This is a genomic window from Klenkia sp. AC732, from assembly GCF_979256525.1.
This window is the reverse complement of record NZ_CEEDOS010000004.1, coordinates 117,843-141,223: the sequence shown is the minus strand read 5'-3', so window position 1 is coordinate 141,223 and position 23,381 is coordinate 117,843. Positions and strand designations below refer to the sequence as shown.

Sequence of the window (23,381 nt, the reverse complement as noted above, 5' to 3'; positions counted from 1 at the left end):
CCGCCGAGACCGCACGACGGCGACGCCGACACGACGGCCACCGGCGGGTCGCCGTCGACGTCCTGCCAGGTCGGGGCGGGTGTCGGCTCAAGGAGCGGGCCCGTCCGGCCGATCTGTCCTGCATGACGCTGCTGGACGACGCCCCGGTGCACCACGCGCCGGTCGCCGTCCTGCCCGACGCCACCGGCATGCTGGCCGCCGCACCCGTCGGCGCGACACTGGTCCTCCTCGCCCTGCCCGCGGACCCGGTGCTCGCCGACCGGGCCGAGCGCACCGTGCGCCGGGAGACCCGCGCCGAGGACCGGTCGCTGCGGCTGTCGGCCACCGAGCTCGCGGTCGTGCTGGCGGTCCCCGAGGCCGACCGGGACGCCGTCGCCGACCGGTTGCTGTCCGTCGTGGAGCGGTCGACCGGGCTGACCGCCGCGGCCGGCGTCTGCGTGCTCACCGGCCGCACCGACCCGCTGGGTCTGGCCCGGGCCGGCCTCGCCGTCGCCTGGGCGTGCGGCGGCAGCCGTGCCGTCCGGCACCCCTGACACCAGCGCTGACACCACCCTCGGCACCACCCCCGGCACCACCGCCGGCACCGCCACGGCCGCACCCCGCCACCGGTTCCGCGGCACCCCGACCACCTGCAGGTGGACGGCGGGCAGACGGCAGGTAACCGCTGGTCAGGGCCCGTTACGGGCGTGTGCACCGCTGCGGGTCCCGCGTGAAGATCACGTGAACCGGGTCCCGTCCGCGCGACAGGAGCGACACGTGTGACAGACAGTGGGGGCATGCGACCCGACGCCCGTGCCTGGTTCGACAACCGCACCTCGTCGGCCACCTCGTTGGCCGAGATCGACACCGCTGCCCTGCTCGCGGCCAAGCGCCGCGGTGGGCACCGGGTGAGCGTCGTGCTGCCCGCCCGGAACGAGGCGGCCACCGTCGGTGGCCTGGTCAGCGACCTCGTCGCCCGCTGGGTGACCGACGTGCCGCTGGTCGACGAGGTGCTGGTCATGGACTCCGACTCCACCGACGACACCGCGGCCATCGCCCGGGCCGCCGGCGCCGACGTCGTCGCCACCGCCGACGTGCTGCCCACCCTGGGCTCGCGCCGCGGCAAGGGCGAGGCGTTGTGGAAGTCCCTGGCCGCCACCACCGGCGACCTGGTGGTCTTCATGGACTCCGACCTGCTCAACGACGTCAGCCACTACGTGCCCGGCCTGCTGACCCCGCTGCTCACCGACCCCCGCATCGACTACGTCAAGGGCTGCTACACCCGCCCGCTGACCGTCGACGGCGAGGTGCGGGCGGCCGGCGGTGGCCGGGTCACCGAGCTCACCGCCCGCCCGCTGCTCAACGCGCTGTGGCCCGAGCTCGCCGGCTTCGTGCAGCCCCTGGGCGGGGAGTACGCCGGACGGCGCTCGGCCCTGGAGCAGGTGCCCTTCGTCTCCGGCTACGGCGTCGAGGTGGGCCTGCTGGTGGACCTGCTGCAGGTGTGCGGCCTGCCCGGGCTGGCCCAGGTCGACCTCGGCACCCGCGTGCACTCCCACCAGAGCGACGAGGCGCTGGGCGTGATGGCCGGGCAGATCGTGTCCACCGTGCTGTCCCGCGCCAAGCGCGGCAGCAGCGACCGGCACCGCGGGGCGCCCGGCGGCCTGCTCACCCAGTTCGCCCACGACGGTGCGGGCTTCGTGCCCACCAGCGTCCCTGTCGCGGTCGACCAGCGGCCCCCCATGGTCACCGTCGGCGAGTACGCCGAGCGCTGGGCCGAGGAGGCCGTGGTCGGCTGAGCGGCTGGGCACCCTGGCCGCCCGGTCACCCGGTCGCCCGGCACCAGGGCCGCCCGGGTGCCGGACCGGGGCGGGTGTGTCACTGTGCTCGTCCCGGCAAGCCACGCCGGCAGGTCGGCGGCTCCGTCGCCGGACCCGCAGGAGAGTGCATGCGCGCCGACGTCCGAGCGCTCCTCGAGGACCGCACCACCCGCGCGGCCGACCACGACCCCCGGCAGCTGCTGGCCGCCAAGCAGCGTGGGCGGACCTCGGTCAGCGTGGTGCTCCCGGCCCGCGACGAGGAACGCACCGTGGGGGCCATCGTCGGGACGCTGCGCCGGGCCTGGCAGCAGGAGATCCCGCTGGTCGACGAGATCGTCGTCGTGGACAGCGACTCGACCGACGACACCGCCCGGGTCGCCGCCGCCGCCGGCGCCCGGGTGGTCGCCGTCGACTCGGTCCTGCCCGAGCTCGGCCGGCTGCCCGGGGGCGGCAAGGGCGAGGCGCTGTGGAAGTCGCTGGCAGCCACCACCGGTGACCTGCTGGTCTTCCTGGACGCCGACCTCGTCGACGTGGACCCGGGGTACGTAGCCGGGCTGCTGGGCCCGCTGCTGTCGGACCCCTCGGTCGGGTTCGTCAAGGGCGTCTACGACCGTCCGCTGCTGACCTCCGAGGGGCTGGTCCCCACCGGCGGCGGCCGGGTGACCGAGCTGCTGGCCCGGCCGCTGCTCAACGCGCTGTGGCCCGAGCTCGCCGGGGTCGTGCAGCCCCTGGGCGGGGAGTACGCCGGGCGACGCACGCTGCTGGAGGAGGTGCCGTTCGTCTCCGGCTACGGGGTCGAGTTCGGCCTGCTCGTCGACCTCACCCGGCTCGCCGGGGTGCGGACGCTGGCCCAGGTGGACCTGGGCACCCGGCGGCACGGGCACCAGAGCGACGCCGCGCTGGGCCGGATGGCCGGCCAGGTGCTGCAGACCGCGCTGTCCCGGCTGCCCGGGGGTGCCCCGGTGACCGCGGCCGACCTGCTCCAGTTCGTCCGCACCGACGAGGCCCTGGAGGCCGTCGGCTGGGACGTCGGCGTCGTGGAACGCCCACCGATGGCCCAGGTCCGGGCCGCCGCGGGTCGACGCCGATGAGGCTGCTGATGGACGCCGGGCCCTGGCTCGCGGTGCCGCCGGTCGGTTACGGCGGCCTGGAGAACGTCGTCGCCACGCTCACCACCGAGCTGCGGGCCCGGGGCCACGAGGTCGTGCTGGCCACGGTGGGTGAGTCCACGCTGCCCGCCGAGGAACGGGTCAGCGCCTTCCCGACCGGGCAGTTCGCCCGCCTCCCCGGTCCCTACCCGCAGGTCGTCGGGGTGGCGCACGCGCACGCCGGGCTGGTCCTGGACACCGTGGCCCGGTACGCGGGCGCCGGCCGGCCCTTCGACCTGGTGCACACCCACCTCGAGGTGGTCGGGCCGGCGGTGCTGGGCGCGATGGGCGTCAGCGCACCGCCGGTGCTGCACACCCTGCACTGGGACCTCGCCCGCAACGCCGACTTCTACGCCACCTTCGACGGCCGCGGCCGGGTCGCCTACGTCGGGGTCTCGGAGAGCCAGCTGGCCCGCGGCCCGGAGCTGCTGCAGCGGCAGTCCCTGGGCCACGTGCCCCTGGCGGTGCCGGTGACCGACGTCCCCCCGTTGCCGCGGGCACGGCGCGGGCCCTACGCGCTGCTGCTGGCCCGGCTCACCCCCACGAAGGGCGCGCTGACGGCGATCGAGGCGTGCGCCCGCGCCGACGTGCCGCTGGTGCTCGCCGGTCCGGTCGGCCCGTACCCCGACCAGGCCGCCCTGGCCGCCGCGCTGGCCGCCCCGGGCGGGGCGCGGGACAACGCCGACGTCGCGTGGTTCTGCGAGCACGTCCGCCCGCACCTGGACGGCGAGCGGGTGCGCTGGGTGGGCAGCGTGGCCGGCCAGGAGAAGGCCGAGCTGCTCGGCGGCGCCCGGGCCGCGCTGTTCCCGATCGACTGGGAGGAACCCGGGGGTACGGCGGTGTGCGAGGCACTCGCCGCCGGCACCCCGGTCGTGGCGATGGCCCGGGGATGCCTGCCCACGCTGGTCGACCACGGGGTCACCGGCTTCCTGGCCGACGACGTCGACGGGTTCACCGAGGGCCTGCGCGCGGTCGCCGACATCGACCCGGCGGTGTGCGCGCGGGAGGCCCGTCGCCGGTTCGCCCCGCCGGTGATGGCAGCGGCCTACGAGACGCGCTACCAGCAGCTGCTGGGCCGCGCACCGCAGCAGACCCGGCCGCTCACGCTGCCGGCCCCGCGAACACCACCGTCAGGGCGTGCCGCTCCCGCGCGCTGAGCTCGGCGACCACGCGGGGGGCCTCGTCCAGCGGGAGGACGTCGGTGACCAGCACCTCCCGCACCAGCCGACCGTGCCCGGCGAGCAGGCCCAGCGTCTCGGTGGCCAGCCGGCGCCGGTCCCACAGGTGCGCCAGCCCGCGGGGCACCCGGCCGATCTGGGCGCACACCAGGGACAGCCCGTTGTGGTGGAACTCCTCCCCCAGCCGGACGTCGTCGGCCCCGCCGACGTAGAACGCCAGGTCCACCACGGTGCCCTGCGGCCGCAGGCAGCGCAGCGCGGTCGCCAGTGCCGCCGCGGTGCCGCGGCACTGGAAGACCACGTCGGCGCCGCGGTCGGCGGGCCCGTGCCGCCACCGGGTCTTCAGGTCCCGCGCCAGGTCGGGGGTGTCGTCCCGGGCCTGCAGGCCCAGCGCCTCGGCGGCCGCCCGCCGCTGCGGAGTGGGGTCGACCACGACGACCTCGGCGGCCCCGTGCACGCGGGCCAGCAGACCGACGAGCAGGCCGATGGCGCCACCGCCGGTCACCAGCACCATCCGGCCGCGGACGCCGTCGGCGAGTTCCCGGCCGCCCACGTCGGCGGCGGCGTGCAGCAGGCCGTTGACGCAGATGGGGCCCAGGTGGGCGACGTAGACCCCGAGCACCGGGTCCAGGTCGGCCGGCACCGGGACGACGGCCTGGGCCAGCGGGTCGCCGTGCACGACCGTGGCGTGCCCGTAGGCCATCGCCACCAGGTCGCCGGGCGCGGTCACCGACGTGCGGCTGTCGGTGACCCGCGCGACCTCCATGTACCCCAGCCGCCGGACCGGGAAGGCCTGCGCGGGACGACCGCGCTCGAAGAGGCCCAGGTCGCCGTCCCAGCCGGCGGCGAACCAGGGGCTCGTGCCGCGGAACCAGGTCAGCTCGGTGCCCGCGGACAGCCCGGTGTAGGCGGTCTCGGCGCGGAACAGGCCCTCGGCCAGCGGCGGTTCCTCGGTGTCCTCGAAGGCCAGCTCGCCGGCGCGGGGCACGACCAGCGTGCGGATCACGACGCGACCCGCACGGTCGACCCGGTGCGGGTGGCCTCGGCCAGGGCCCAGGCCAGCCGGTGGGTGCGCAGCGCCTCGGCCACGTCGACCAGTCCCCCGGCGGCGGCCCCGCCGGCCAGCACGTCCACGAAGGCACGGTCGACGGCCTCCCGGGCGTCGACGGCCGGGGTGTGCTGCTCCTCGCCCTCCCGGGTCCGCACCGACAGCGAGGTCTCGGTGAGCTGGAGGACCAGGTCGTCGGCGACCACCTCCAGCCCGGCGGCGGTGAGCACAGGCAGCACGCAGGAGGTGCTCACCGACCCCACGGCGCCGGAGGCCATCCGGAGCACCGCGGCGGTGGCGTCGGGCACGTCGCGGCCCTCGCGCGTCGAGACGGCGCTGCCCCCGACCACCTCGTCGACCTCCCCGGCCAGCACCCGGACCAGGTCCAGCACGTGGGTGGCCTGCTCGACCAGCTGACCGCCCGAGCGCGCACCGTCGCTCCACCAGGCCGGCGGCGGCGTCGTGCCCCACCAGCGGGCCGCGACCAGCCGAGGGGCGCGCCCGGCCAGTCCGGCGCGGGCGGTCGCGACGGTGTCCAGGTGCCGCCAGTGGTAGCCGGTGGCCGTGGGCAGCCCGGCGGCGGCGACCAGCGCGGCCACCTCCTCGGCGACGGCGAGGTCCGCGGCCAGGGGCTTCTCCACGAAGAAGGGCACGCCGGCCTCGACCACCTGGCGCTCGAGCTCGCCGTGCGCGAAGGGCGGGACGCACAGCCACACGCCGTCCAACCCGGCCGCCAGGAGCTCCGCGGTGGTGCGCACCGGCACGTCGAGCCCGCCCGCCAGCGCCTGCGCCGCCGCCGGGACCGGGTCGGCGATCCCGACCAGTTCGACGTCCTGCATCCCCTGCAGGACCCGGGCGTGCCGGGCGCCCACGCCCCCCGCCCCCACCAGACCGACGCGGACGCTCATGCCAGCGGGGTCCGGTCCAGCGCGGCCACCAGGTCGGCCGGGGTGTCGAACAGGTCGATCGCCCCGGCGTCGCGCAGCTCGTCGTCGCCGAACCCGCCGGACCGGACCACGATCGCCGGCATCCCGGCGGCCTCAGCGGCCGCCACGTCGAACACCGAGTCACCGACGACGACCGCCGGGGCGTCCTGCGGCTCGCCCAGCTTCCTCAGCGCGGTCTGCAGCAGGTCCGGGTGCGGCTTGGAGGCCTCGACGTCGTCGCTGGTCGTCCAGGCCTCGGCGACGTCCCGGGCGTCGAGCAGGTCCAGGTGGTGGTCGACCTGGTCGGCCTTGCCGGAACTGGCCAGCACCAACCGGTGCCCACGCTCCCGGACCGCCACCAGCAGGTCCCGGGCGCCGGGCAGCGGGCACAGCTCCCCGAGCAGCGGCTCCATCTCCTGGTTCCACCGCTCGCGGGCCCGGTCGCCGAGCCGCTCCTCCAGCTCGTCACCGCCGATCGCGGCCACCAGCTGGTCCCCGCCCATGCCGATCAGGCGGTGCAGCCGCCAGACCGGGAACGTCTCCCCCAGCGACCGGAAGGCCCGGTACCAGGCCAGGGCGTGGTGGTAGTTGGAGTCGACGAGGGTGCCGTCGACGTCCAGGACGGCAATCACGGGAGCAGCCATGCCCCCGCCCCTGCCCACCGGGCCCGGGGATCAACCGGTCGTGGTGGTCTCCGCGCAGTCGGCGAGCAGCGCGTCGGCGACGGCGAGGTCGTCCACCGGCAGCTCCACCTCGACGCCCTCGTCGTCCACCGCACCCTGCTCGGCGAAGACGTCCAGCGTCGAATCCCGGACGTCGGCGTCCAGCAGCCCGGCGGCGAAGCAGTCGGCGAACGCCGCCGGTGCCCCGTCTGCCTGCAGGGCGGAGCTGATGTCGGTTGCGGCGGGCGGCCCGCCGCAGCCGGCCAGCAGCAGGAGACCGGCGGCGAGCAGCCCCGACCTCACCCGACCCGGACCTCGACGTCGTCGGCGCTGTCGTCGACGGCCCAGTACCCGGCGACGGCCTGCGCCTCGGGGAAGGCGGCGACGTAGCACCACAGCAGGTCCTGCCGCCGGACGCCGTCCACCGTGACGTGCGCGTAGGACGCGACACCCTTGTACGGGCACTCCGAGCGGGTGTCCGAGGCGGTCAGCAGCGCGGGGTCGACGGCCTCCCGCGGCAGGTACCAGCGGGTCGGCAGCCCGGTCTCGTACAGCGCGAGGGCCCGGTCGGTGGAGACCAGCTCGCGCCCACCGACGGTGACGGTGACCCGCCGGCTGCTGCGCCGGGTGTCCACCCGGTGGAAGGGGTCGCGCGGGTGACCACCGAAGACCAGCTCGTCCTCCTCGTACCAGGCGTCCACCCGGTCGAACCAGAACGCGACCAGCCCGGCCAGCTCGGGGACGGCGTCGACGGGCTCGGGGTAGGCCCACACCGCGTCCTGGACCACCCGGTCGCCGACGGTGAGCGTCCAGTAGGACGCGTCTCCCTTGAACGGGCAGTGCGTGCTGGTCGACGTCGGGGTCAGCAGGTCGGTGCGGACGTCCTCGCGGGGGACGTACCACTGCGGGAGCAGCCCGGACTCGTGCAGCAGCACGGCACGCTCGGTGTCCACGACCACCTCGCTGGCGACGACGCCGCGCACCCGCTGGGGCACCTCGTGCAGGTAGAGCAGGTGCGCCGGGGCGGCGGAGAGGTCGGTGTTGAAGCGGCCCCGGTTGGCGTGGGCCAACGGCCCCGGTCCCATCGTCAGCGACATGCCCCACAGTCTCTCCCCCAGCGGCGGGCACCGGTGTGCGGCACGATCTCCAGGTGCCCCCGACGTCGTCCGACCCCTCTGCGGCCGACGGCGCACCGCCGCTCCCCCCGTTGCCCGGCCCGGCCCCGCTGGTGTCCCGGTGCCCCGGTTGCGGCTCCGTGCTGGTGGCCCGGCCCGACCTGGAGGCCCGACACCCCGGCGCCTCCCCGGCCTGCACCCGCCTGTTCGACGTGACGGTGCGGGGGCTGCGTGACGAGGCCCCCAGCGACCTGCGCGCCGCGGCCCTGCTGCAGCTGGCCGTCGACGCCTACGACGCGCAGCACCCGCACGAGGGGGACCCCGGCGGCCTCGTCCGGCTGCGGACGGCGCTGGGCCAGCAGACCGGGGCGCCCGCGGAACGGCCCGAGCACTGGACGACGACGGTGGCCGACGTCGCCGCGGACCTGGACGTCGTGGACCTGCCGGCCCTGGTGCGCTCGTGGGCGCAGGCCGTCTCCGCGGACTGGGCCGGCGACCCGACCGCACCGGACTGAGCCGGGTCGGAACGCAGGCGGCTGGTGCGCTGGTCATGGGGCCGATCAGCCGCCTACGCTCCCGCCGTGCAGGAGGAGAGCCTCGACCGGCGGGCGCGGAAGAAGGCGCAGACCCGTCGGGAGGTCAAGGAGGCGGCGCAACGGCTGTTCGCCGAGCGCGGCTTCGAGGCCGTGACCATCGCCGACGTGGCCGACGAGGCCGACGTGGCGGTGCAGACGGTCTTCAACCACTTCTGCACCAAGGAGGAGCTCTACTTCGCCGACCGGACACCGTGGGTGGACGGCCCGGCCCGGGCGGTCGCCGGACGGCGACCGGGCACCGGCGCGGTGGCCACCGTGCAGTCCTGGATGGCCCACCAGGTGATGGCCTACCCGGCGATGATCGGCTGGGCCGACCGTCGGCAGTACGTCGACGTGCTGCAGGCCAGTGCCTCGCTGCGGGTGCACGAGCGGGAGCTGCTGCGACGCTGCGAGCACCAGCTGTCCCGGGCACTGCACGCCACGTGGACCCAGCAGCTGGAGGGTGACGTGCCCAACCTGCGGCTGCCCGCCGACCTGATCAGCGGGGTGCTGGTGGCCGCCGGCCGGGTGATGGTGGTGGAGCAGCGCCGGCTGGCCATGGGCCCCGAGCCCTCGCTGACCCGGCGGGCCGAGGTCGACGGGCTCACCCTGGGCGCCATCGAGGCGATCGGCCTGGGCATCCAGCTGGTGGCGGCGCGACCGGACGCGCCGCTGGCCCTGCAGCTGGTGGCCGGCCTGGAGAAGGACGCGCCGCCCGACGAGGACGTGGCGGCCCAGTTCGTGCCCGGCCACGACGGCCACGACGGCGGCGCCGGCGCGGCCTGACCCGGACGGGTCAGACGCTCAGGCCCACCGCGGCCGAGGGGTCCACGACCGGCACCAGCACCTCGTCGACGATCTCCTCGACCTCCCGCTCGGACAGCGGGACGGCGAAGGCGGTGTACCGCTCCCACCACAGCGCCTGGACCAGGGTGGACAGCAGGGCGAGCCGGTGGTCGGGCACGGCCTGACCGCGGGCGGTGGACCGGTCGGCCAGCTCGCGCAGCACGGCGGCCAGCGGCTCGACGACAGCGGTCTCCAGGCCCGCGCGCAGGTCCGCGTCGTGGCGGGCCGCTCCGACCAGGCTGGCCGCGGCGCGCTCCTCACGGTCCAGCGGCCGGGTCCACGGCGTCAGCAGGGCCACCAGGTCACCGCGCAGGGAGCCGGTGTCCTCGGGGAGGCGGACCAGCGCGAAGCCGGTGACCGCGTGCCGGGCGAGCGCGGCCATGGTCGGCCAGCGGCGGTAGATGCCGGCCTTGCCGGCCCGGGCGCGGGCAGCGACCCGGTCGCTGTTGAGCCTCCCCCAGCCCTCGTCGGCGAGGATGTCCACGGCGACCGAGACCAGCTGCTCGGACAGCTCGGGGCTCAGGGGGCGCCCCGGGGACCGGGTGCTCGCCGGTGCGGAAACGTCGTTCGTGCTCGTCACGTCCCCATGGTGCATCCACGAGTGGAGTCACCACAACGACCGAGGGCCTCCAATGTCAGCGTGTTGTGGATGAACGCTCAATCCGCCACTCGACGTGACCGGATCGTCTCGTTCCGTGTTCGGTCAGCCGGCTGCCGCCGACTCGACGTGGACCTGCAGGCTCACCCCGTCCTCGCTGGACCAGCCCTTGCTGCGGGCGTACGCGAGCATCGCGTCCCACCCCGCCGCCCAGTCGGCCACCGTCGCCTGCCCCTCCGCCGCAGCGCGCAGCGCCGCGACGTCGAGGTGACCGGTCTCACCGTCGAGCCGACCCAGCCCGGCCGCGCGCAGAGCCGCGTCGGCCTCGTCCACCTCCACCACACCCAGCGCCAGGTGCAGACGACGCAGGTCGTCCACGTCGACGACCCGGACGTCGTCGGGACCCAGGACCTCGACGATCACGACGACCCCCTCACGCGTGCCCTGGTCAGACGTGCCAGGGGAAGCGGCTGAAGTCCGCCGGACGCTTCTCCAGGAAGGAGTCGCGGCCCTCGACGGCCTCCTCGGCCATGTAGGCCAACCGGGTGGTCTCCCCGGCGAACAGCTGCTGACCGACCAGCCCGTCGTCGATCAGGTTGAACGAGTACTTGAGCATCCGCTGGGCGGTCGGGCTCTTGGCCACGATCTTCCGCCCCCAGTCCAGCGCCGTCGACTCCAGGTCGGCGTGCGGGACGACGGCGTTGACCATCCCCATCCGGTGCGCGTCGGCCGCGGAGTACTCCTCGCCCAGGAAGAAGACCTCGCGGGCGAACTTCTGGCCGATCTGGCGGGCCAGGTAGGCCGAGCCGAAACCGCCGTCGAAGCTGCCGACGTCGGCGTCGGTCTGCTTGAACCGGCCGTGCTCGGCGCTGGCCAGCGTCAGGTCGCTGACCACGTGCAGGCTGTGCCCGCCACCGGCCGCCCAGCCCGGGACGACGCTGATCACGACCTTGGGCATGAAGCGGATCTGGCGCTGCACCTCCAGGATGTGCAGCCGCCCCGACGTGCCGGCCGACGCCTCGTACCCGTAGCGCCCCCGGACCCGCTGGTCCCCGCCCGAGCAGAACGCCCAGCCGCCGTCCTTCGCGCTGGGGCCGTTGCCGGTGAGCAGCACGCAGCCCACGTCGGTGGCCAGCCGGGCGTGCTCCATGACGGCCAGCAGCTGGTCGACGGTCTGCGGCCGGAACGCGTTGCGCACCTCCGGCCGGTCGAAGGCCACCCGGACCACGCCGGCGTCGACCGCCCGGTGGTACGTCAGGTCGGTGAGGCCCTCGAACCCCTCGACGGTCTGCCAGGCGGACGGGTCGAACGTCTCGGAGACGCCCTCGAGTGCACTCACGCCCGGAACCTAGCTCCCGTGCCGACCGAACGCCCGGCGCAGCAGCCCGCGGACCGGGGCACCGACGGCCTCCCTGGCACCGTCGGCGATCACGTGCGGCGCCGCCGGGTCCCCCTCCAGCTGCGACTTCGCGGTGTTCACCACCTGGTCCAGGGTCAGGTGCGGCGGGATGAGCGGGACGTCGGGGTCCACCACCGCGTCGACGACGAAGGGCCGGTCCGCGGCCAGCGCCTCGGCCCAGAGCCCCGGCACCTCGGCCTTCGCGCTGATCCGACGCCCACCCAGCCCGAGCAGCTGCGCCCAGCCGGCGTAGGGCACGTCGGGCAGGTCCTGGCTCTCGGCGAAGGGCACGTCGCCGACCAGCGCGCGCATCTCCCAGGTCACGAACGACAGGTCCCGGTTGTTCAGCACCAGGACGACGAAGCGCGGGTCGGCCCACCGCTGCCAGTACCGGCTGACCGTGATCAGCTCGTTGACGCCGTTCATCTGCATCGCGCCGTCGCCGATGACGGCGAACACCGGCCGGTCCGGGTGGGCGTTCTTGGCCGCGATCGCGTACGGCATGCCGCCGCCCATCGACAGCAGCGTGCCGCTGAGCGAGCCCAGCATCGTGGGCCGGACGTCGATGTCACGGGCGTAGAAGCTGGTCGCCGTCCCGCAGTCGATGGCGAGCATCGCGTCGTCGGGCAACCGGTCGGACAGCTGCCGGACGACGTACTCGGGGTTGAGCTGGTGGGTCTTCGTGGCGATCCGGGCGTCCTGGGTGGCCCGCCAGCTGCGCGTCCACCTCCCCACCTGCTCGCGCCAGGACCCGTCCCGGTCGGTGCGCAGCAGCGGCAGCAGCGCGGCCAGCGTGGGGCCGGCGTCGCCGACCAGGTTGACCTCGGTGTCGTAGCGCAGCCCGCACTGGGCGCCGTCGATGTCGATCTGCACCGCCCGGGCCTGACCCGGGGCGGGGTAGAAGTCCGAGTAGGGCATGTTCGACCCGACGATCAACAGCACGTCGCACTCGCGCATCAGGTCCCAGCTGGCCCGGGTGCCCAGCAGCCCGATCGCGCCGGTCACCCAAGGCAGCCGGTCGTCGAGCACGGTCTTGCCCAGCAGCGCCTTGGCGACGCCGGCGTCCAGCGCGTCGGCCACCGCGGTGAGCTCGGCGGTCGCACCCAGCGCGCCGGCCCCGGCCAGGATCGCGACCCGTTGCCCGCTGTCGAGCAGGTCGGCGGCCTGCTGCAGGGCAGCCGAGGGCGGCGTGGTCACCCGGGTGCTGGCCACGGCGCTGGTGTGGAAGTAACCGTGCCCGCCCGGCGGGTCGACGACGGCGTCGGCGACCAGCACGTCGCTGGGCAGCACGACGGCGGTCACGGTCCGGTGCGCCAGCGCGGTGCGGGCGGCGCGGTCGACCACGTGCCGCACCTGGGAGGGGTCGCTGACCTGCGCCACGTAGGCACCGGCGACGTCCTTGACCAGGTTGAGCAGGTCGACCTCCTGGTAGTAGCCGCCACCCTGCGCGTTCAGGGCCGTGTGCCCGAGCAGCGCGACCACCGGCTGGTGGTCGAGCTTGGCGTCGTAGAGGCCGTTGAGCGCGTGGATGGCACCGGGCCCCGAGGTGACGACGACGCAGCCCAGCTCGCTGCCGCCGTACTTCACGTCCGCGGCCGCCGCGAACGCCGCCGTCTCCTCGTGGCGGACCTGGAAGAACTCCGCGTCGCCGGCGTCGACGGCCTTGCGCAGGCCGCTCATCACCCCGCCGATGCCGTCCCCGGGGTATCCGTAGAAGCGCCGGACGCCCCACTCCCCCAGTCGCGCGACGACGTGCTCTCCGACGGTCCTCACGTGTGCCATCGGCCAGCCCTACCCCGCCGTCCCGGCCGGGAAGCCCGGGCCGGTCAGCCGCGCAGGCCCGGGACGCGCAGCACGACGACCTCGGTGTCGTCGGGGCGGCCGGGGATGCGCCCGTCGTTGCCGGGGAAGTTGTTGTCGTTGGCGACCAGCACCTGGTCCCCGCGCAGCGGCAGCACCGACTCCACCGACACCAGCGGGAAGGAGAACCGCGGGCCCACCCCGGTCTCCCCGGGCCGGGCCGGCAGCGAGACCCCGGCCGGGTCGGCGATGGTCAGCAGGTCGGCCACCGTCCGCCGGGTGGCGTACCCCGCGGCGTCGGGCCGGTCCAGGTCGGCGACCACCAGCCGCTTGACCTGCGCGGTCGCGCCCTGGGTGTTGTCCCGCTCGATGAAGAGCAGCTGCCGCCCGCCGAGGACCTGGGCGTCACCGACCAGCAGCCCGGCGGCGGCGACCTGGATGGACCAGGTGCGGCCGGTGTAGGAGGAGGTGCGGGTGTCGAACTCGTAGACGACCCGGCGGCGCGGGTCGTCCGTCGTCCGCGCGCCCTCCAGGACGGGGTGGAGGTACCGGCCGTTCTGGGCCGCCGCCAGCGCCTCGAAGCCGTTGCTGGCCCCCAGCGTCGGGGTGGCGCCGCCCAGGTCGTACGCCTGCGGGGAGCGGGTGCCGTCGGGCAGCCCGATCGGCGGCTCGAGCAGTCGTCCGGTGCTGTCCACGTGCAGCAGGTACGGCCCGAACTCATCCCCGATCCAGAAGTCGCCGCGCAGATCGCGCTGCATGGACTCGATGTCGAAGTCGGCGCCGGTGAGCAGCCGGTCCGCGGTGCCCTCGTTGACGATCGGGAAGGGCACCAGGTGGTCGGGGTCGCGGAGGGAGGAGAAGCCGTTGACCGTGATCGCCCCCGTCCCGCTGCGCCCGGAGGCGGTGCGCGGGTCCAGCGAGACGTCGTAGACGCGCAGCAGGAAGTCCGCGGAGTTGGCCCGGGTGCCGAAGCCGTTGTCCGGCATCGCCCACAGCCGGGTGCCGCTGGTGTCGGCCCGCCGGTACGGCAGGACGGCGGAGAAGCCGGGCACCGGCTGACCCGGGTAGGGCGGCGACACCCCGTTGGCCGGGGTCGTGGCCGCACCGGACGGCGGACCGGGCTGGTACTCGGTGGCCGGCAGCAGCGCCCGGCTCTCCAGCGTCACCGGGCGGTCCGGGGCCGCGGCGGCCGACGGGACCCCCACCGGGGAGGCGACCAGCAGCGCGGACGCTGCGGCCAGCAGCAGGGCGGGGGTGCGGGGACGGCGCACGGGGACCTCCGGGGAGTCGGTGGGCGGACCCCCAGCCCAGCCCGGCGCCGTGGCCGGTGGGTGAACGACGGCGCAGGGCAGGCCGAACGATCGCGGTCCGGCCGGGCAACCCGCAGGCTGTGCCCGTGGCCGACATCCGGGTGGGGACCCTCAACCTGGCCTCGGGCCGCGGCGACGACGGGGTGTCCGCGGGCGCCGCGGCGCTGGCGGCGGCGGTGGCCGACCTCGACGTCGACGTGCTGGCGCTCCAGGAGGTCGACGTCGACCAGCCGCGCTCGCACCGGGTGCACCAGCCGGCCGTCGTCGCCGAGGCGGTCGGGGCCACCGACTGGCGCTTCGCCCCGACGCTGGCCGGCACCCCCGACCCCTTCGCCAGCTGGACGGTGCTGGAGCCGGGGCTGCACGGGCCCGGGTCGGCGCTGGCCGGGCCGCACTACGGGGTGGCGCTGCTGTCCCGGCTGCCGGTCCGGCGCTGGCACGTCCTCGGGCTGACCGCAGGCCCGGTGAAGCTGCCGCTGGTCGCCCCGGACCCCCGCACCGGGGACCGGCGGCTGTGGTGGTTCCCCGACGAGCCGCGGGCCGTCGTCGCCGCCGAGCTGGACGGGCTGACCGTCCTGGGCACGCACCTGTCCTTCTCCGCGCCGAGCGCGGCCCGGCAGCTGCGCCAGGTGCACCGGTGGGCGGCGCGGCTGCCCGGGCCGGTCGTCGTGGCCGGGGACCTGAACCTGGGCGGCTCGCTGTCCGCCCTGGTCACCCGTGGCCGCCGGCTGGTCACCGGGCGGACCTGGCCGGCGCCGGACCCGAGGGTCCAGTTCGACCACGTGCTGTCCCTGGGCGGGCTCGCCGGCGCGGACCCGCAGGTCCGCCGGCTGCCGCTGGGCGACCACCGGCTGGTCACCGTCACCGTGCGGCCGGGCTAACCTCCGCGGTCGCCGGCAGCTTCCGGTCGGCCAGCCGGAAGACCAGCAGCAGGACGACCGCCAGCACCGCGACGAACGCCACGTTCCGCAGGGCGGCCGCGTACCCGATCACGGTGACGTCCAGGAACGGGTAGGGGTACCAGTCGGTGAGCGCGCCCAGCGCCAGCGCGTAGCCGATCCAGGCCAGCGGCCACACCAGCGCCCAGCCGACGGTGGCCCCGGTGACCCGCGGGCGGGGCCCGAGGAGCAGCCAGCTGACCAGCGCCAGCACCGGGGCGACGTAGTGCAGCCCGGCGTTGGTCCACCAGCCCAGGCCCTGCGGGTCCAGGTCCGGGCCCAGCACGAACACGTAGACCAGCCCGGTGACCGTGATCCCCAGCGTCGCGGTCAGCCGCAGCACCCGCCAGCCCCGGCCGTCGTGGTCGGGGTCCCGGGTCAGCGGCAGCACCGCGGCGAGCACCAGCAGGTTGGACTGGATGGTGAAGTAGGAGGAGAACCGGAGGACCCGGGTGCCGGCACCGGGGTCCTCGGCGGGCACGAGCACGTTGGCCCCGGAGACCGCCCGGCCCAGCTCGGTGAGCACGGACAGCACCACCACCACGGCCAGGGCCGTGTGGACGACGCGGGCGAGGGTGCGGCGGTCGGTCACCCCGGGATCATGCGCCGGTGCGGCCCGCAGGGGCCAGCAGCACGGGCCCAGCAGTACGGGCCAGCAGTACGGGCCGTCGCCGGGCAGCATGTCCGGCGTGGACGACCCGACGGCCTCCCCGCCCGGGAGCGCGACCCTGCGCGCCTTCCGCCAGCTGCACGGACGGCGGCCGTGGTCGCTGGCCCAGACCACGGGCGTGAGTGCGGCCCTGGGCCTGCTGGCCGTCTCCGTCGCACTGGCGACCGGGGGCTCGACCACGGCGGTGGTCGTCGCCCTCGCGGTCGCCGCGATCGCCGGGTCGGTCACCCAGGCCGTCGGCGGGAGGGTCCCCGCCCACGTGGCGGAGGCCCACCGGCGGTGGCTGCGCGAGGCGGTCCCGGCCACCGACCCGACGGTCGAGGAGGTCCTGCTCGGCTCGCTGCCCCCCACGGTCCGCCGCCCGGGCACGCTCGTCGTCCGGCGGGGTGGCCACCCGACCGCGGTGCGGGTCTCCCACCTCACCTCGGGCTCCGGGCCCGTCGTGCTCGGCCCGGCCGACGGGTCCGACGCCGGCACCGCCCGCATGCTGCGGGTCGCCCGGGCGGCCGACGAGCTCCGGGCGGCGGGCGTCCCCGTCCCCGACGACCTGGACGTCGGGGACGCGTCGTCCGACGTGCTCGCCGCAGCAGCCGTCCTGGACGTGACCCGGTCCGCGGTCCGCCGGCCGCCGCCCCCGGCCGACCCCTCACAGCCCGACACCCCGCAGCCCGACACCCCGCACGGCAGCCTCGCCGACGCCCTGCGGATGGCCGACGAGCTGCAGGCCGCGCACACCCCGGCACCCGCCACGGTCCCCTCCACCGACCCCTTCTCCGACCACGCTCGGGACCTGGCTGGGCTCCCGCCGGAGGGTCTGACCCCGGGCGAGACCCGCCTGTTCAGCTCCGCCAGCAGGCAGGACGCCGACGGCTGGCACTCCGCAGCCTTCGCGGGCCGGTTCCACTCCGCGGACGGGACCGGGCTGCAGTGGCAGGCCGTCGCGGCGGTCGTCCGGGGGCTCGTGGCCGACGACCGGGCCGCCGTGCGGGAGCCCGGCGCGCCCCGCCTGGAGTGGGACGGCACGGACCTGGTGGTGCGGGCAGCCGGGCAGGAGCTGGCCCGGGTCGCACCGGTCGCGGGCCGCTGGCTGGTCCCCACCCTGCCCGGGGACCCCTGGCACGTGCTGCCGGTGGGCGAGCGCGCGAGCGAGGTCCACGACGAGTCCCTGGGCGCCGCACTGGCCGACGCCCAGCAGGCCCTGGACCGCCAGTCGCGGGCCCGGGCGTTGGCCATGGACGGCCCGCCGCGACAGCCGGACCGGCGTCCCTTCCTGGTCACCGCCGGGTGGATGGGGCTGCGCCGGCTCGACGACGGCCGGCGGGTGGCCCGCACCGCGGTCGAGGGCCACCCCACGGGCCTGGTGGACGACCCGGTGAGCGGTCGGCCGAGCCTGCGCTGGTGGACCGACGCCCGGGGTGTCGAGGGGGTCGTCGCGGCCGTCCGCAGCTCCTGGTACCGGCTGCCTCAGGAGGACCCGGACGCCGACGGCTGGCAGCCGGTGCCCGAGGTGGTGTGGTCCGAGGACCGCACCGAGGTGACCCTGGAGCACGGCCCCCGCCCGGCCCGCGGTGCCTGGCCGCTGCGGAGCACCGTGCGGGCCGACGAGGACGGGCGGTTCTGGCTGCCGCCGCTGGGTGACCCGTGGGAGCTGATGGCCCCCGAGGAACACGCCACGTCGACCCACTGGGCGCACCCCGACCACGAGGGGATCGGCCTGGCTTGGGGCGTTTGGAGGGACGACGCGAGGGCCTGGCACCGGTACCGGGGAGGCGACTGGGAACACTGAGGCCCGCAGCGGCACGGCGGGGCTGGTAGTCCGGCGGCTGGCAGTCTGGCGGGGTGGCGATCTTCCTGCTGGCCCGTCTGGTGCGCGAGACCGACGTCGAGGTGGAGTACGTCTTCGGGTCCTCGCCCGAGGAGCTGGCCACCTCCCCCGGGACCGTGGTGCTGCCCAAGGCGACCCGGGAGGCCACCGAGGAGTGGGACCTGCGGGTGTGGCCGCCCGAGCGGGAGTCCTCCGGGGCCCGGGTCGTGGCCGCCCTCGTCCGTCACCACCGCCGGACCGGTGACCCCGGGTGGCCGCGGACGGTCCAGTACTCCGCCTGAGTCAGGCTCCCAGCAGCGGGCGCAGCGTCCTCAGCGAGCGCTCGAACCCCGGGTGCAGTGGCACGCCGGGGGTCGCCAGGGTCACCCAGGCCACCCCGGTGCTCTCGGCGTCCAGCTCCAGGTCGGCCGCCTCCAGCGGTCCGGTGGGGGTGGCCAGCACCGTCGTGTAGCTCCAGCCGCCGTGGTCGTCGACCGACTCGACCCCCAGCACCAGGTCCGCGGCACGGAGCCCCAGTTCCTCGCCCGCCTCCCGGAGCGCTCCGTCGGCGGCGCTCTCGTGCCGGTGCAGCGCACCCCCGGGGGTCCCCCAGGTGTCGCCGTGGTGGCTCCAGGCGACCCGGTGCTGCAACAGCACCTCGACGCCGTCGGTCCCCGGCCGGTGCACCAGCAGCCCGGCCGCCCCGACCAGCCCCCAGTGCCGGTGGCCCAGCCGGCAGGTGGTCCAGCCGTCGGTGGGCGACCTCACCGGCGCGGCGGGCGGCGCCGCGAGCTGATGACGCCGGTGTCGAAGCCGGCCAGGTGCAGCCCGCCGTGGAAGCGGGCGTGCTCGATCTTCAGGCAGCGGTCCATGACGACCTCGAGGCCGGCGCCCTCGGCCCGGGCGGCCAGACCGTCGTCCCACAGGCCCAGCTGGAGCCAGAAGGTGCGCGCGCCGACGGCGATCGTCTCCTCCAGCACCCCGCCCAGGTCCGCGGGCCGGCGGAAGACGTCGACCAGGTCCGGGACGCCGGGCAGGTCGGCGAGCGACGGGTAGACCGGCCGCCCCAGGATCTCGGTCACCCGCGGGTTGACGAACCAGACCTCGTAGGGCGTCGTGGACAGCAGGTAGGTGGACACGAAGTAGGAGGCCCGGGAGGGGTTGTCCGAGGCGCCGACGACGGCCACGGTGCGGGTCCGGTCCAGCAGCGCCTGGCGCTCGCCGGCGGTCGGGCCGGTCCACTCGCGGGTCACGCCTGCACCGCCGCGTCCAGCGCCTGGTCGAGGTCCCAGAGCACGTCCTCGACGTCCTCCAGGCCGACCGAGATGCGGATCAGGTCCGGCGTCACCCCGCCGGTCTCCAGCTGCTCCACCGACAACTGGCCGTGCGTGGTGGACCCGGGGTGGATGACCAGGGTGCGGGCGTCGCCGATGTTGGCCAGGTGGCTGCACAGCTGCACGGACTCGACGAACCGCCGGCCGGCCTCCCGGCCGCCGACGACGCCGAAGCTGAACACCGCGCCGGGACCCTCGGGCAGGTACCGCTGGGCGAGGGCGTGGTCGGGGTGGGCGGGCAGCCCGGAGTACCGGACCCAGGCGACCCGCTCGTCGGCGTCGAGCCACTCGGCGACGCGCTGGGCGTTGGCCACGTGCTCGCGCATCCGCTGGGGCAGCGTCTCCACCCCCTGCAGCAGGAGGAAGGCGCTGTGCGGCGCCAGTGAGGCGCCGATGTCGCGCAGCTGCTCGCTGCGCAGCTTGGTCAGGAAGCCGTACTCGGCGAAGTTGCCCCACCAGGAGATGCCGCCGTAGGACTCGGTCGGCTCGGTCATCTGCGGGAAGCGGCCGTTGTCCCACGGGAAGGTCCCCGCGTCGACGACGACGCCGCCGATCGTGGTGCCGTGCCCGCCGATGAACTTGGTCGCGGAGTGGATGACGATGTCGGCGCCGTGCTCGATCGGCCGGCACAGCCACGGGGTGGCCGTGGTCGCGTCCACGACCAGCGGGATGCCCGCGGCGTGTGCGACGTCGGCCAGCCCGCGGATGTCGCTGACCTCGCTGCCGGGGTTGGCGACCACCTCGGCGAAGAGCAGCTTGGTCTTCTCGGTGATCGCCGCGGCGTAGTCGGCCGGGTCGTTGCCCCGCACGAACGTGGTGGTCACCCCGAAGCGGCGCAGCGTCACGTCCAGCTGGGTGATGGTGCCGCCGTAGAGGGAGGCGGCGGCGACGATCTCGTCCCCGGCGCCGGCCAGCGCGGCGAAGGTGAGGAACTCCGCGGACTGCCCCGACGACGTCGCCACCGCGCCCAGACCGCCCTCCAGGGAGGCCATCCGCTCCTCGAACGCGGCGACCGTGGGGTTGCCGATCCGGGTGTAGACGTTGCCGTACTTCTGCAGCGCGAAGAGGTTCGCGGCGTCGTCGGCGCTCTCGAAGACGTAGCTGGTGGTCTGGTAGATCGGCACGGCGCGGGCGCCTGTCGTCGGGTCGGGCTGTCCCCCGGCGTGCAGTGCCCGGGTGCGGAAACCCCAGGTTCGGTCGGCCATGACCGAAGTGTCCCCGACGGTTGGAGCCCGCACCGGTCGGGCAGGGAGACCGGGACAGCAGCACCGAGCGAGGAGGAACGAGATGGCCAGCGGAGTGGCGAGCGTGTGGGTCCCGGTCGACGACATGGAGCGTGCCCGGGCGTTCTACCGGGACACCCTGGGCCTGCCCGAGGGCAAGGTCACCGACGAGTGGAGCGAGTTCGACGCCAACGGGCTGATGATCGGCCTCAACGCCCGCGAGGGGACGGCGAGGCACGCCGACGGCGGCGCCGTCATCACCTTCCAGCCCGACGGGGACCTCGAGTCCGAGATCGAGGAGCTGAAGGGCAAGGGCGTCGAGTTCGCCGGCGGCATCAGCGAGCACCCGTGGGGCCGCCTGGCCCCGTTCAAGGACTCCGAGGGCAACGACCTGCAGTTCTACGCACCGCCCGCATGAGGTGACGCCGGGGCCGCGCCGCGGCCCCGGCACACCGGCGCCCCGCCCCGGGTGCCGTCCACCCGGGTGGACGCCTCGTCCGTCCCGCCCTCTGCGGGGGTCCCCCGGACGGGTCTGTCTGACCGCCGGGGCGAGACAGGACGCGCTCCCGTGCGCGATGATCGGGCCACCCCGAGGGGGTGGGTCGGCGGCCCCCGCTCGGGGCCGACGTCCGGGGTGTCGATGGGAGGACCGTGACGACCGTCGTAGCGACGACCCAGGACGAGGCTCCCCGGTCCCCGGCCGGCCCCGACGGTCACCGCGTCCGTCAGCTGCAGGCCGTGCTCGACGAGCTCGAGGCCGTCTCCCGGTTCGACCGCGCCCTCGACGTCGTCTCCGACCGGGCCCGCGAGGCCGGCGACACCGCCCGCTCGCTGGGGCTCACCGAGCTGGAGCTGCGGGCCGAGCTGGTCGCCGTCGACGTCCGGCGCCGTGCCGGGCACGTGGCCGAGGCCGGCCGGACCGCGCAGGACGTGCACCGCTGGGCCACCGACCACGACGCGCCCCGGCTGCTGGCCCGGGCGCACTTCATGCTGGCCGCCGTCTTCCAGGAACTGGGCGACCTCTCGCTCGCCCTGGAGCACGCGGTGCTCTCCGTCGAGCGGCTCGGTGAGGAGGCCCCGGCCGCCGTCGCCATCGACCACCGGGTCCGCATGGCCGACTGCCTGGGCCTGCAGGGCGACGTCGCAGCGCAGGACATGTACCTCGACGTGCTCGGCCTGGCCGAGCGTCAGGCGGACGTCGACCGGCAGCTGCTCATCCTCAACAACAGCGCCTACACGGCCTCCCTGGCCGGCGCCCACGAGCGCGCCCTGGTCGCCTCCACCCGCCTGCAGGACCTGTCCCACCAGCACGCCGTCCCCCTCGACGTCGGCCGGCTGGACACCGTGGCCCGGGTGCTGGTCGGGCTGGGCCGCCTCGACGAGGCCGAGGCCGCACTGCGCCCGGGGCTGGCCCCCGAGGTGCTGGCGCTGTCCCCCGACGGCGACGCCGGCGCCGACTTCCTGCTCACCCACGCCGAGGTCCAGCGCGAGCGGGGCCGCTGCGTGGAGGCCCAGGCCAGCCTGGACGAGTGCGTGCGCCGCTGCGAGGAGCACGGGCTGACCTCGATCCGGGTGCGCACCCGGCGCGAGCAGGCCGAGCTGTACGCCGCGGGCGGGGACTACCGGGCCGCGTTCGAGGAGCACAAGGCCTACTGCCGGGAGGTGCTGGAGCTGCAGTCCGTCCAGCGCGACGCCCGGGCCCGCACCCTGCAGGCCATGTACGAGACCACCGAGGCCCGCCGGCAGAGCCGCCGCTACCGCGAGTTGTCGCTGCGCGACCCGCTGACCGGGCTGTACAACCGCCGGCACGTCGACGAGGCGCTGCCGCACCTGCTGGTCCGGGGCGCCGTGGAGGGCGCCCTGGTCACCGTGGCGCTGTTGGACCTGGACCACTTCAAGCGGGTCAACGACACGTTCTCCCACGAGGTGGGCGACGAGGTGCTGCGCCGGGTGGCGCGGTTGCTGGAGGGTGCGGTCTCCACCGCTGCCGAGGGGTCGTTCGCCGCGCGGATGGGCGGGGAGGAGTTCCTGCTGGTGTTCGTCGGCGAGGGGCTCGCGGACACCGCCCGGCGCTTCGAGGACGTCCGCCGCGCGGTCGCCGACCACCCGTGGGCCGGCCTCACCGGCACGCTGCCGGTCACCGTCAGCATCGGCGTCGCCAGCGCGTCGGGCCCCACCGTGCCCGCCCCGGCCGACCTGCTCGGCCGGGCCGACGCGCACCTCTACCGGGCCAAGAGCCTGGGCCGGGACCGGGTCGTCGGGGACTGACCCGCCTCACCCGGCCAGCGATCGGCCGATCCCGCGCGCCGCGGCCATCACCCCGGGCGTGAAGGGCCGGACGACGGACGCCGATCCCCCGCGCACCACGATCGACAGCGCGGCCACCACCTGACCGCCCTGCCACACCGGCGCGGCCACCGACACCGCGTCGTCGGTGACCTGCCGGTCGCTGACCGCGTGCCCGTCCTGCCGGACCTGGGCCAGCACCCGGCGCAGCTGCGCCGGGTCCACCACGGTGTGCGGGGTGTGCCGGCGCAAGGGCCCGGCCAGCACCCGCTCCTGGACGTCGGCGGGCGCGTGCGCCAGCAGCACCAGCCCCACCCCGGTCGGCGGCAGGGCGAACCGCCCGCCCACCTGCGTGAGCACGGCGACCGCCCCGCGGGCGGCGAACCGCTCCACGAAGACCAGCTCGTCACCGTCCCGCACGGCCAGCTGCACGTTCTCGTGGGTGACCTCGTACAGGTCCTCCATGAACGGCAGCGCGGCCTCCCGCAGCCCCAGCGCCCGGGGTGCCAGCGCACCCAGCTCCCACAGCCGAAGGCCCACCCGGTACCGGCCCGCGTCGTCGCGCTCGAGCCCGCCCCAGGCGGTGAGCTCGGCGACCAGCCGGTGCGCGGTGGACAGCGGGACGCCGACCGCCCGCGCCAGCTCGGACAGGGTCAGTGCCGGCCGCTCCCGGGTGAAGGCGTCGAGGAGGGCCAGCAGCTTGCCGTTCGCCGTCCTCACGGCGG

The 23,381-nt window shown here is 75.7% G+C and carries 26 protein-coding genes; 11 read left to right on the top strand and 15 right to left on the bottom strand.

Annotated elements, in window-relative coordinates; translation table 11 throughout:
- Positions 1 to 122 precede the first annotated feature (122 nt).
- The 4 genes from AC0IVP_RS03305 to AC0IVP_RS03290 all read left to right on the top strand — a co-directional run bounded on the left by AC0IVP_RS03305 (position 123) and on the right by AC0IVP_RS03290 (position 4,101).
- Entirely contained in the window at positions 123 to 533 is a 411-nt protein-coding gene (locus tag AC0IVP_RS03305) for a hypothetical protein (protein ID WP_056294430.1), read from the top strand.
- Between the two features lie 243 nt (positions 534 to 776).
- Complete coding sequence (locus tag AC0IVP_RS03300) at positions 777 to 1,775, top strand: glucosyl-3-phosphoglycerate synthase (protein WP_471754524.1); 999 nt, start codon at positions 777 to 779, stop codon at positions 1,773 to 1,775.
- Between the two features lie 149 nt (positions 1,776 to 1,924).
- A complete protein-coding gene (locus tag AC0IVP_RS03295; RefSeq protein ID WP_471754522.1) occupies positions 1,925 to 2,887 on the top strand; it encodes a glucosyl-3-phosphoglycerate synthase in 963 nt (320 codons plus the stop codon).
- Positions 2,884 to 4,101, top strand: a complete 1,218-nt coding sequence (locus AC0IVP_RS03290; RefSeq protein ID WP_471754520.1) for a glycosyltransferase — start codon at positions 2,884 to 2,886, stop codon at positions 4,099 to 4,101. The genes AC0IVP_RS03295 and AC0IVP_RS03290 overlap by 4 nt, the downstream gene beginning before the upstream one ends.
- Here the strand turns inward: AC0IVP_RS03290 and AC0IVP_RS03285 are convergent.
- Genes AC0IVP_RS03285 through AC0IVP_RS03265 form a run of 5 tightly spaced genes read right to left on the bottom strand, consistent with a single transcriptional unit; the run spans position 4,046 to position 7,855 of the window.
- Complete coding sequence (locus AC0IVP_RS03285) at positions 4,046 to 5,128, bottom strand: zinc-dependent alcohol dehydrogenase (RefSeq protein ID WP_471754518.1); 1,083 nt, start codon at positions 5,126 to 5,128, stop codon at positions 4,046 to 4,048. The two genes, AC0IVP_RS03290 and AC0IVP_RS03285, sit on opposite strands and share 56 nt — an antisense overlap.
- A complete protein-coding gene (locus AC0IVP_RS03280; protein WP_471754516.1) occupies positions 5,125 to 6,078 on the bottom strand; it encodes a Gfo/Idh/MocA family protein in 954 nt (317 codons plus the stop codon). The genes AC0IVP_RS03285 and AC0IVP_RS03280 overlap by 4 nt, the downstream gene beginning before the upstream one ends.
- A complete protein-coding gene (locus AC0IVP_RS03275; RefSeq protein ID WP_471754514.1) occupies positions 6,075 to 6,740 on the bottom strand; it encodes an HAD family hydrolase in 666 nt (221 codons plus the stop codon). Before AC0IVP_RS03275 ends, AC0IVP_RS03280 begins: the two co-directional genes overlap by 4 nt.
- A 30-nt stretch (positions 6,741 to 6,770) precedes the next feature.
- Positions 6,771 to 7,061: a hypothetical protein gene (locus AC0IVP_RS03270; RefSeq protein ID WP_471754512.1), complete on the bottom strand. Its 291-nt coding sequence runs from the start codon at positions 7,059 to 7,061 to the stop codon at positions 6,771 to 6,773.
- Positions 7,058 to 7,855, bottom strand: coding sequence for a DUF427 domain-containing protein (locus AC0IVP_RS03265; RefSeq protein WP_471754510.1), 798 nt, complete (start codon positions 7,853 to 7,855; stop codon positions 7,058 to 7,060). The genes AC0IVP_RS03270 and AC0IVP_RS03265 overlap by 4 nt, the downstream gene beginning before the upstream one ends.
- Positions 7,856 to 7,908: 53 nt before the next feature.
- Here AC0IVP_RS03265 and AC0IVP_RS03260 point away from each other — a divergent pair, with 53 nt between their 5' ends.
- Together AC0IVP_RS03260 and AC0IVP_RS03255 are read left to right on the top strand one after the other, a co-directional pair.
- On the top strand, positions 7,909 to 8,388 hold the full coding sequence (locus tag AC0IVP_RS03260) for a DUF5946 family protein (RefSeq protein ID WP_157519320.1): 480 nt from the start codon (positions 7,909 to 7,911) through the stop codon (positions 8,386 to 8,388).
- A 66-nt stretch (positions 8,389 to 8,454) separates the two neighbouring features.
- The gene (locus AC0IVP_RS03255; protein WP_471754508.1) at positions 8,455 to 9,234 is read left to right on the top strand and encodes a TetR/AcrR family transcriptional regulator; all 780 of its coding nucleotides are present in this window, start codon (positions 8,455 to 8,457) and stop codon (positions 9,232 to 9,234) included.
- A 10-nt stretch (positions 9,235 to 9,244) separates the two neighbouring features.
- On the opposite strand, the gene AC0IVP_RS03250 is transcribed toward AC0IVP_RS03255, so the two are convergent.
- The 5 genes from AC0IVP_RS03250 to AC0IVP_RS03230 form a co-directional block, all read right to left on the bottom strand.
- A complete protein-coding gene (locus AC0IVP_RS03250; protein ID WP_471754506.1) occupies positions 9,245 to 9,874 on the bottom strand; it encodes a TetR-like C-terminal domain-containing protein in 630 nt (209 codons plus the stop codon).
- 123 nt (positions 9,875 to 9,997) lie between these two features.
- Positions 9,998 to 10,315, bottom strand: a complete 318-nt coding sequence (locus AC0IVP_RS03245) for a hypothetical protein (protein ID WP_471754504.1) — start codon at positions 10,313 to 10,315, stop codon at positions 9,998 to 10,000.
- Positions 10,316 to 10,340: 25 nt separating this feature from the next.
- Positions 10,341 to 11,231: a 1,4-dihydroxy-2-naphthoyl-CoA synthase gene (locus tag AC0IVP_RS03240; protein ID WP_471754502.1), complete on the bottom strand. Its 891-nt coding sequence runs from the start codon at positions 11,229 to 11,231 to the stop codon at positions 10,341 to 10,343.
- A 9-nt stretch (positions 11,232 to 11,240) separates the two neighbouring features.
- Positions 11,241 to 13,064: a thiamine pyrophosphate-requiring protein gene (locus tag AC0IVP_RS03235; protein ID WP_471754500.1), complete on the bottom strand. Its 1,824-nt coding sequence runs from the start codon at positions 13,062 to 13,064 to the stop codon at positions 11,241 to 11,243.
- A 53-nt stretch (positions 13,065 to 13,117) separates the two neighbouring features.
- Positions 13,118 to 14,362: an esterase-like activity of phytase family protein gene (locus AC0IVP_RS03230; RefSeq protein ID WP_471754498.1), complete on the bottom strand. Its 1,245-nt coding sequence runs from the start codon at positions 14,360 to 14,362 to the stop codon at positions 13,118 to 13,120.
- A gap of 125 nt (positions 14,363 to 14,487) precedes the next feature.
- Between AC0IVP_RS03230 and AC0IVP_RS03225 the strand changes: the two genes are divergently transcribed.
- Positions 14,488 to 15,282: an endonuclease/exonuclease/phosphatase family protein gene (locus AC0IVP_RS03225; protein WP_471754496.1), complete on the top strand. Its 795-nt coding sequence runs from the start codon at positions 14,488 to 14,490 to the stop codon at positions 15,280 to 15,282.
- Here AC0IVP_RS03225 and AC0IVP_RS03220 read toward each other — a convergent pair.
- A complete protein-coding gene (locus tag AC0IVP_RS03220) occupies positions 15,263 to 15,931 on the bottom strand; it encodes a Pr6Pr family membrane protein (protein ID WP_471754494.1) in 669 nt (222 codons plus the stop codon). The genes AC0IVP_RS03225 and AC0IVP_RS03220 overlap by 20 nt on opposite strands.
- A 97-nt stretch (positions 15,932 to 16,028) precedes the next feature.
- On the opposite strand from AC0IVP_RS03220, the gene AC0IVP_RS03215 reads away from it, so the two are divergent.
- Both AC0IVP_RS03215 and AC0IVP_RS03210 read left to right on the top strand, forming a co-directional pair.
- Positions 16,029 to 17,795: a hypothetical protein gene (locus AC0IVP_RS03215; protein WP_471754492.1), complete on the top strand. Its 1,767-nt coding sequence runs from the start codon at positions 16,029 to 16,031 to the stop codon at positions 17,793 to 17,795.
- A 53-nt stretch (positions 17,796 to 17,848) separates the two neighbouring features.
- Complete coding sequence (locus tag AC0IVP_RS03210) at positions 17,849 to 18,115, top strand: hypothetical protein (RefSeq protein ID WP_471754490.1); 267 nt, start codon at positions 17,849 to 17,851, stop codon at positions 18,113 to 18,115.
- 1 nt (position 18,116) lies between these two features.
- On the opposite strand, the gene AC0IVP_RS03205 is transcribed toward AC0IVP_RS03210, so the two are convergent.
- The 3 genes from AC0IVP_RS03205 to AC0IVP_RS03195 are packed head-to-tail and all read right to left on the bottom strand — an operon-like array spanning position 18,117 to position 20,352.
- On the bottom strand, positions 18,117 to 18,581 hold the full coding sequence (locus tag AC0IVP_RS03205; protein ID WP_471754488.1) for an NUDIX domain-containing protein: 465 nt from the start codon (positions 18,579 to 18,581) through the stop codon (positions 18,117 to 18,119).
- The gene (locus AC0IVP_RS03200) at positions 18,578 to 19,066 is read right to left on the bottom strand and encodes a CoA-binding protein (RefSeq protein ID WP_056294493.1); all 489 of its coding nucleotides are present in this window, start codon (positions 19,064 to 19,066) and stop codon (positions 18,578 to 18,580) included. The genes AC0IVP_RS03205 and AC0IVP_RS03200 overlap by 4 nt, the downstream gene beginning before the upstream one ends.
- On the bottom strand, positions 19,063 to 20,352 hold the full coding sequence (locus AC0IVP_RS03195; RefSeq protein ID WP_056294498.1) for an O-acetylhomoserine aminocarboxypropyltransferase/cysteine synthase family protein: 1,290 nt from the start codon (positions 20,350 to 20,352) through the stop codon (positions 19,063 to 19,065). Before AC0IVP_RS03195 ends, AC0IVP_RS03200 begins: the two co-directional genes overlap by 4 nt.
- Before the next feature lie 82 nt (positions 20,353 to 20,434).
- Here AC0IVP_RS03195 and AC0IVP_RS03190 point away from each other — a divergent pair, with 82 nt between their 5' ends.
- Together AC0IVP_RS03190 and AC0IVP_RS03185 are read left to right on the top strand one after the other, a co-directional pair.
- A complete protein-coding gene (locus AC0IVP_RS03190) occupies positions 20,435 to 20,788 on the top strand; it encodes a VOC family protein (RefSeq protein ID WP_471754486.1) in 354 nt (117 codons plus the stop codon).
- Positions 20,789 to 21,021: 233 nt separating this feature from the next.
- Positions 21,022 to 22,638, top strand: a complete 1,617-nt coding sequence (locus tag AC0IVP_RS03185; RefSeq protein ID WP_471754484.1) for a GGDEF domain-containing protein — start codon at positions 21,022 to 21,024, stop codon at positions 22,636 to 22,638.
- 6 nt (positions 22,639 to 22,644) lie between these two features.
- Here the strand turns inward: AC0IVP_RS03185 and AC0IVP_RS03180 are convergent, their stop codons facing one another.
- Positions 22,645 to 23,376: an IclR family transcriptional regulator gene (locus AC0IVP_RS03180; protein WP_471754482.1), complete on the bottom strand. Its 732-nt coding sequence runs from the start codon at positions 23,374 to 23,376 to the stop codon at positions 22,645 to 22,647.
- Positions 23,377 to 23,381 lie beyond the last annotated feature (5 nt).

Coding starts and splice junctions, on each gene's coding strand:
- AC0IVP_RS03305 (WP_056294430.1), top strand. CDS start 123: ATGACGCTGCTGGACGACGCCCCGGTGCACCACGCGCCGGTCGCCGTC.
- AC0IVP_RS03300 (WP_471754524.1), top strand. CDS start 777: ATGCGACCCGACGCCCGTGCCTGGTTCGACAACCGCACCTCGTCGGCC.
- AC0IVP_RS03295 (WP_471754522.1), top strand. CDS start 1,925: ATGCGCGCCGACGTCCGAGCGCTCCTCGAGGACCGCACCACCCGCGCG.
- AC0IVP_RS03290 (WP_471754520.1), top strand. CDS start 2,884: ATGAGGCTGCTGATGGACGCCGGGCCCTGGCTCGCGGTGCCGCCGGTC.
- AC0IVP_RS03280 (WP_471754516.1), bottom strand. CDS start 6,078: ATGAGCGTCCGCGTCGGTCTGGTGGGGGCGGGGGGCGTGGGCGCCCGG.
- AC0IVP_RS03275 (WP_471754514.1), bottom strand. CDS start 6,740: ATGGCTGCTCCCGTGATTGCCGTCCTGGACGTCGACGGCACCCTCGTC.
- AC0IVP_RS03265 (WP_471754510.1), bottom strand. CDS start 7,855: ATGTCGCTGACGATGGGACCGGGGCCGTTGGCCCACGCCAACCGGGGC.
- AC0IVP_RS03195 (WP_056294498.1), bottom strand. CDS start 20,352: ATGGCCGACCGAACCTGGGGTTTCCGCACCCGGGCACTGCACGCCGGG.
- AC0IVP_RS03190 (WP_471754486.1), top strand. CDS start 20,435: ATGGCCAGCGGAGTGGCGAGCGTGTGGGTCCCGGTCGACGACATGGAG.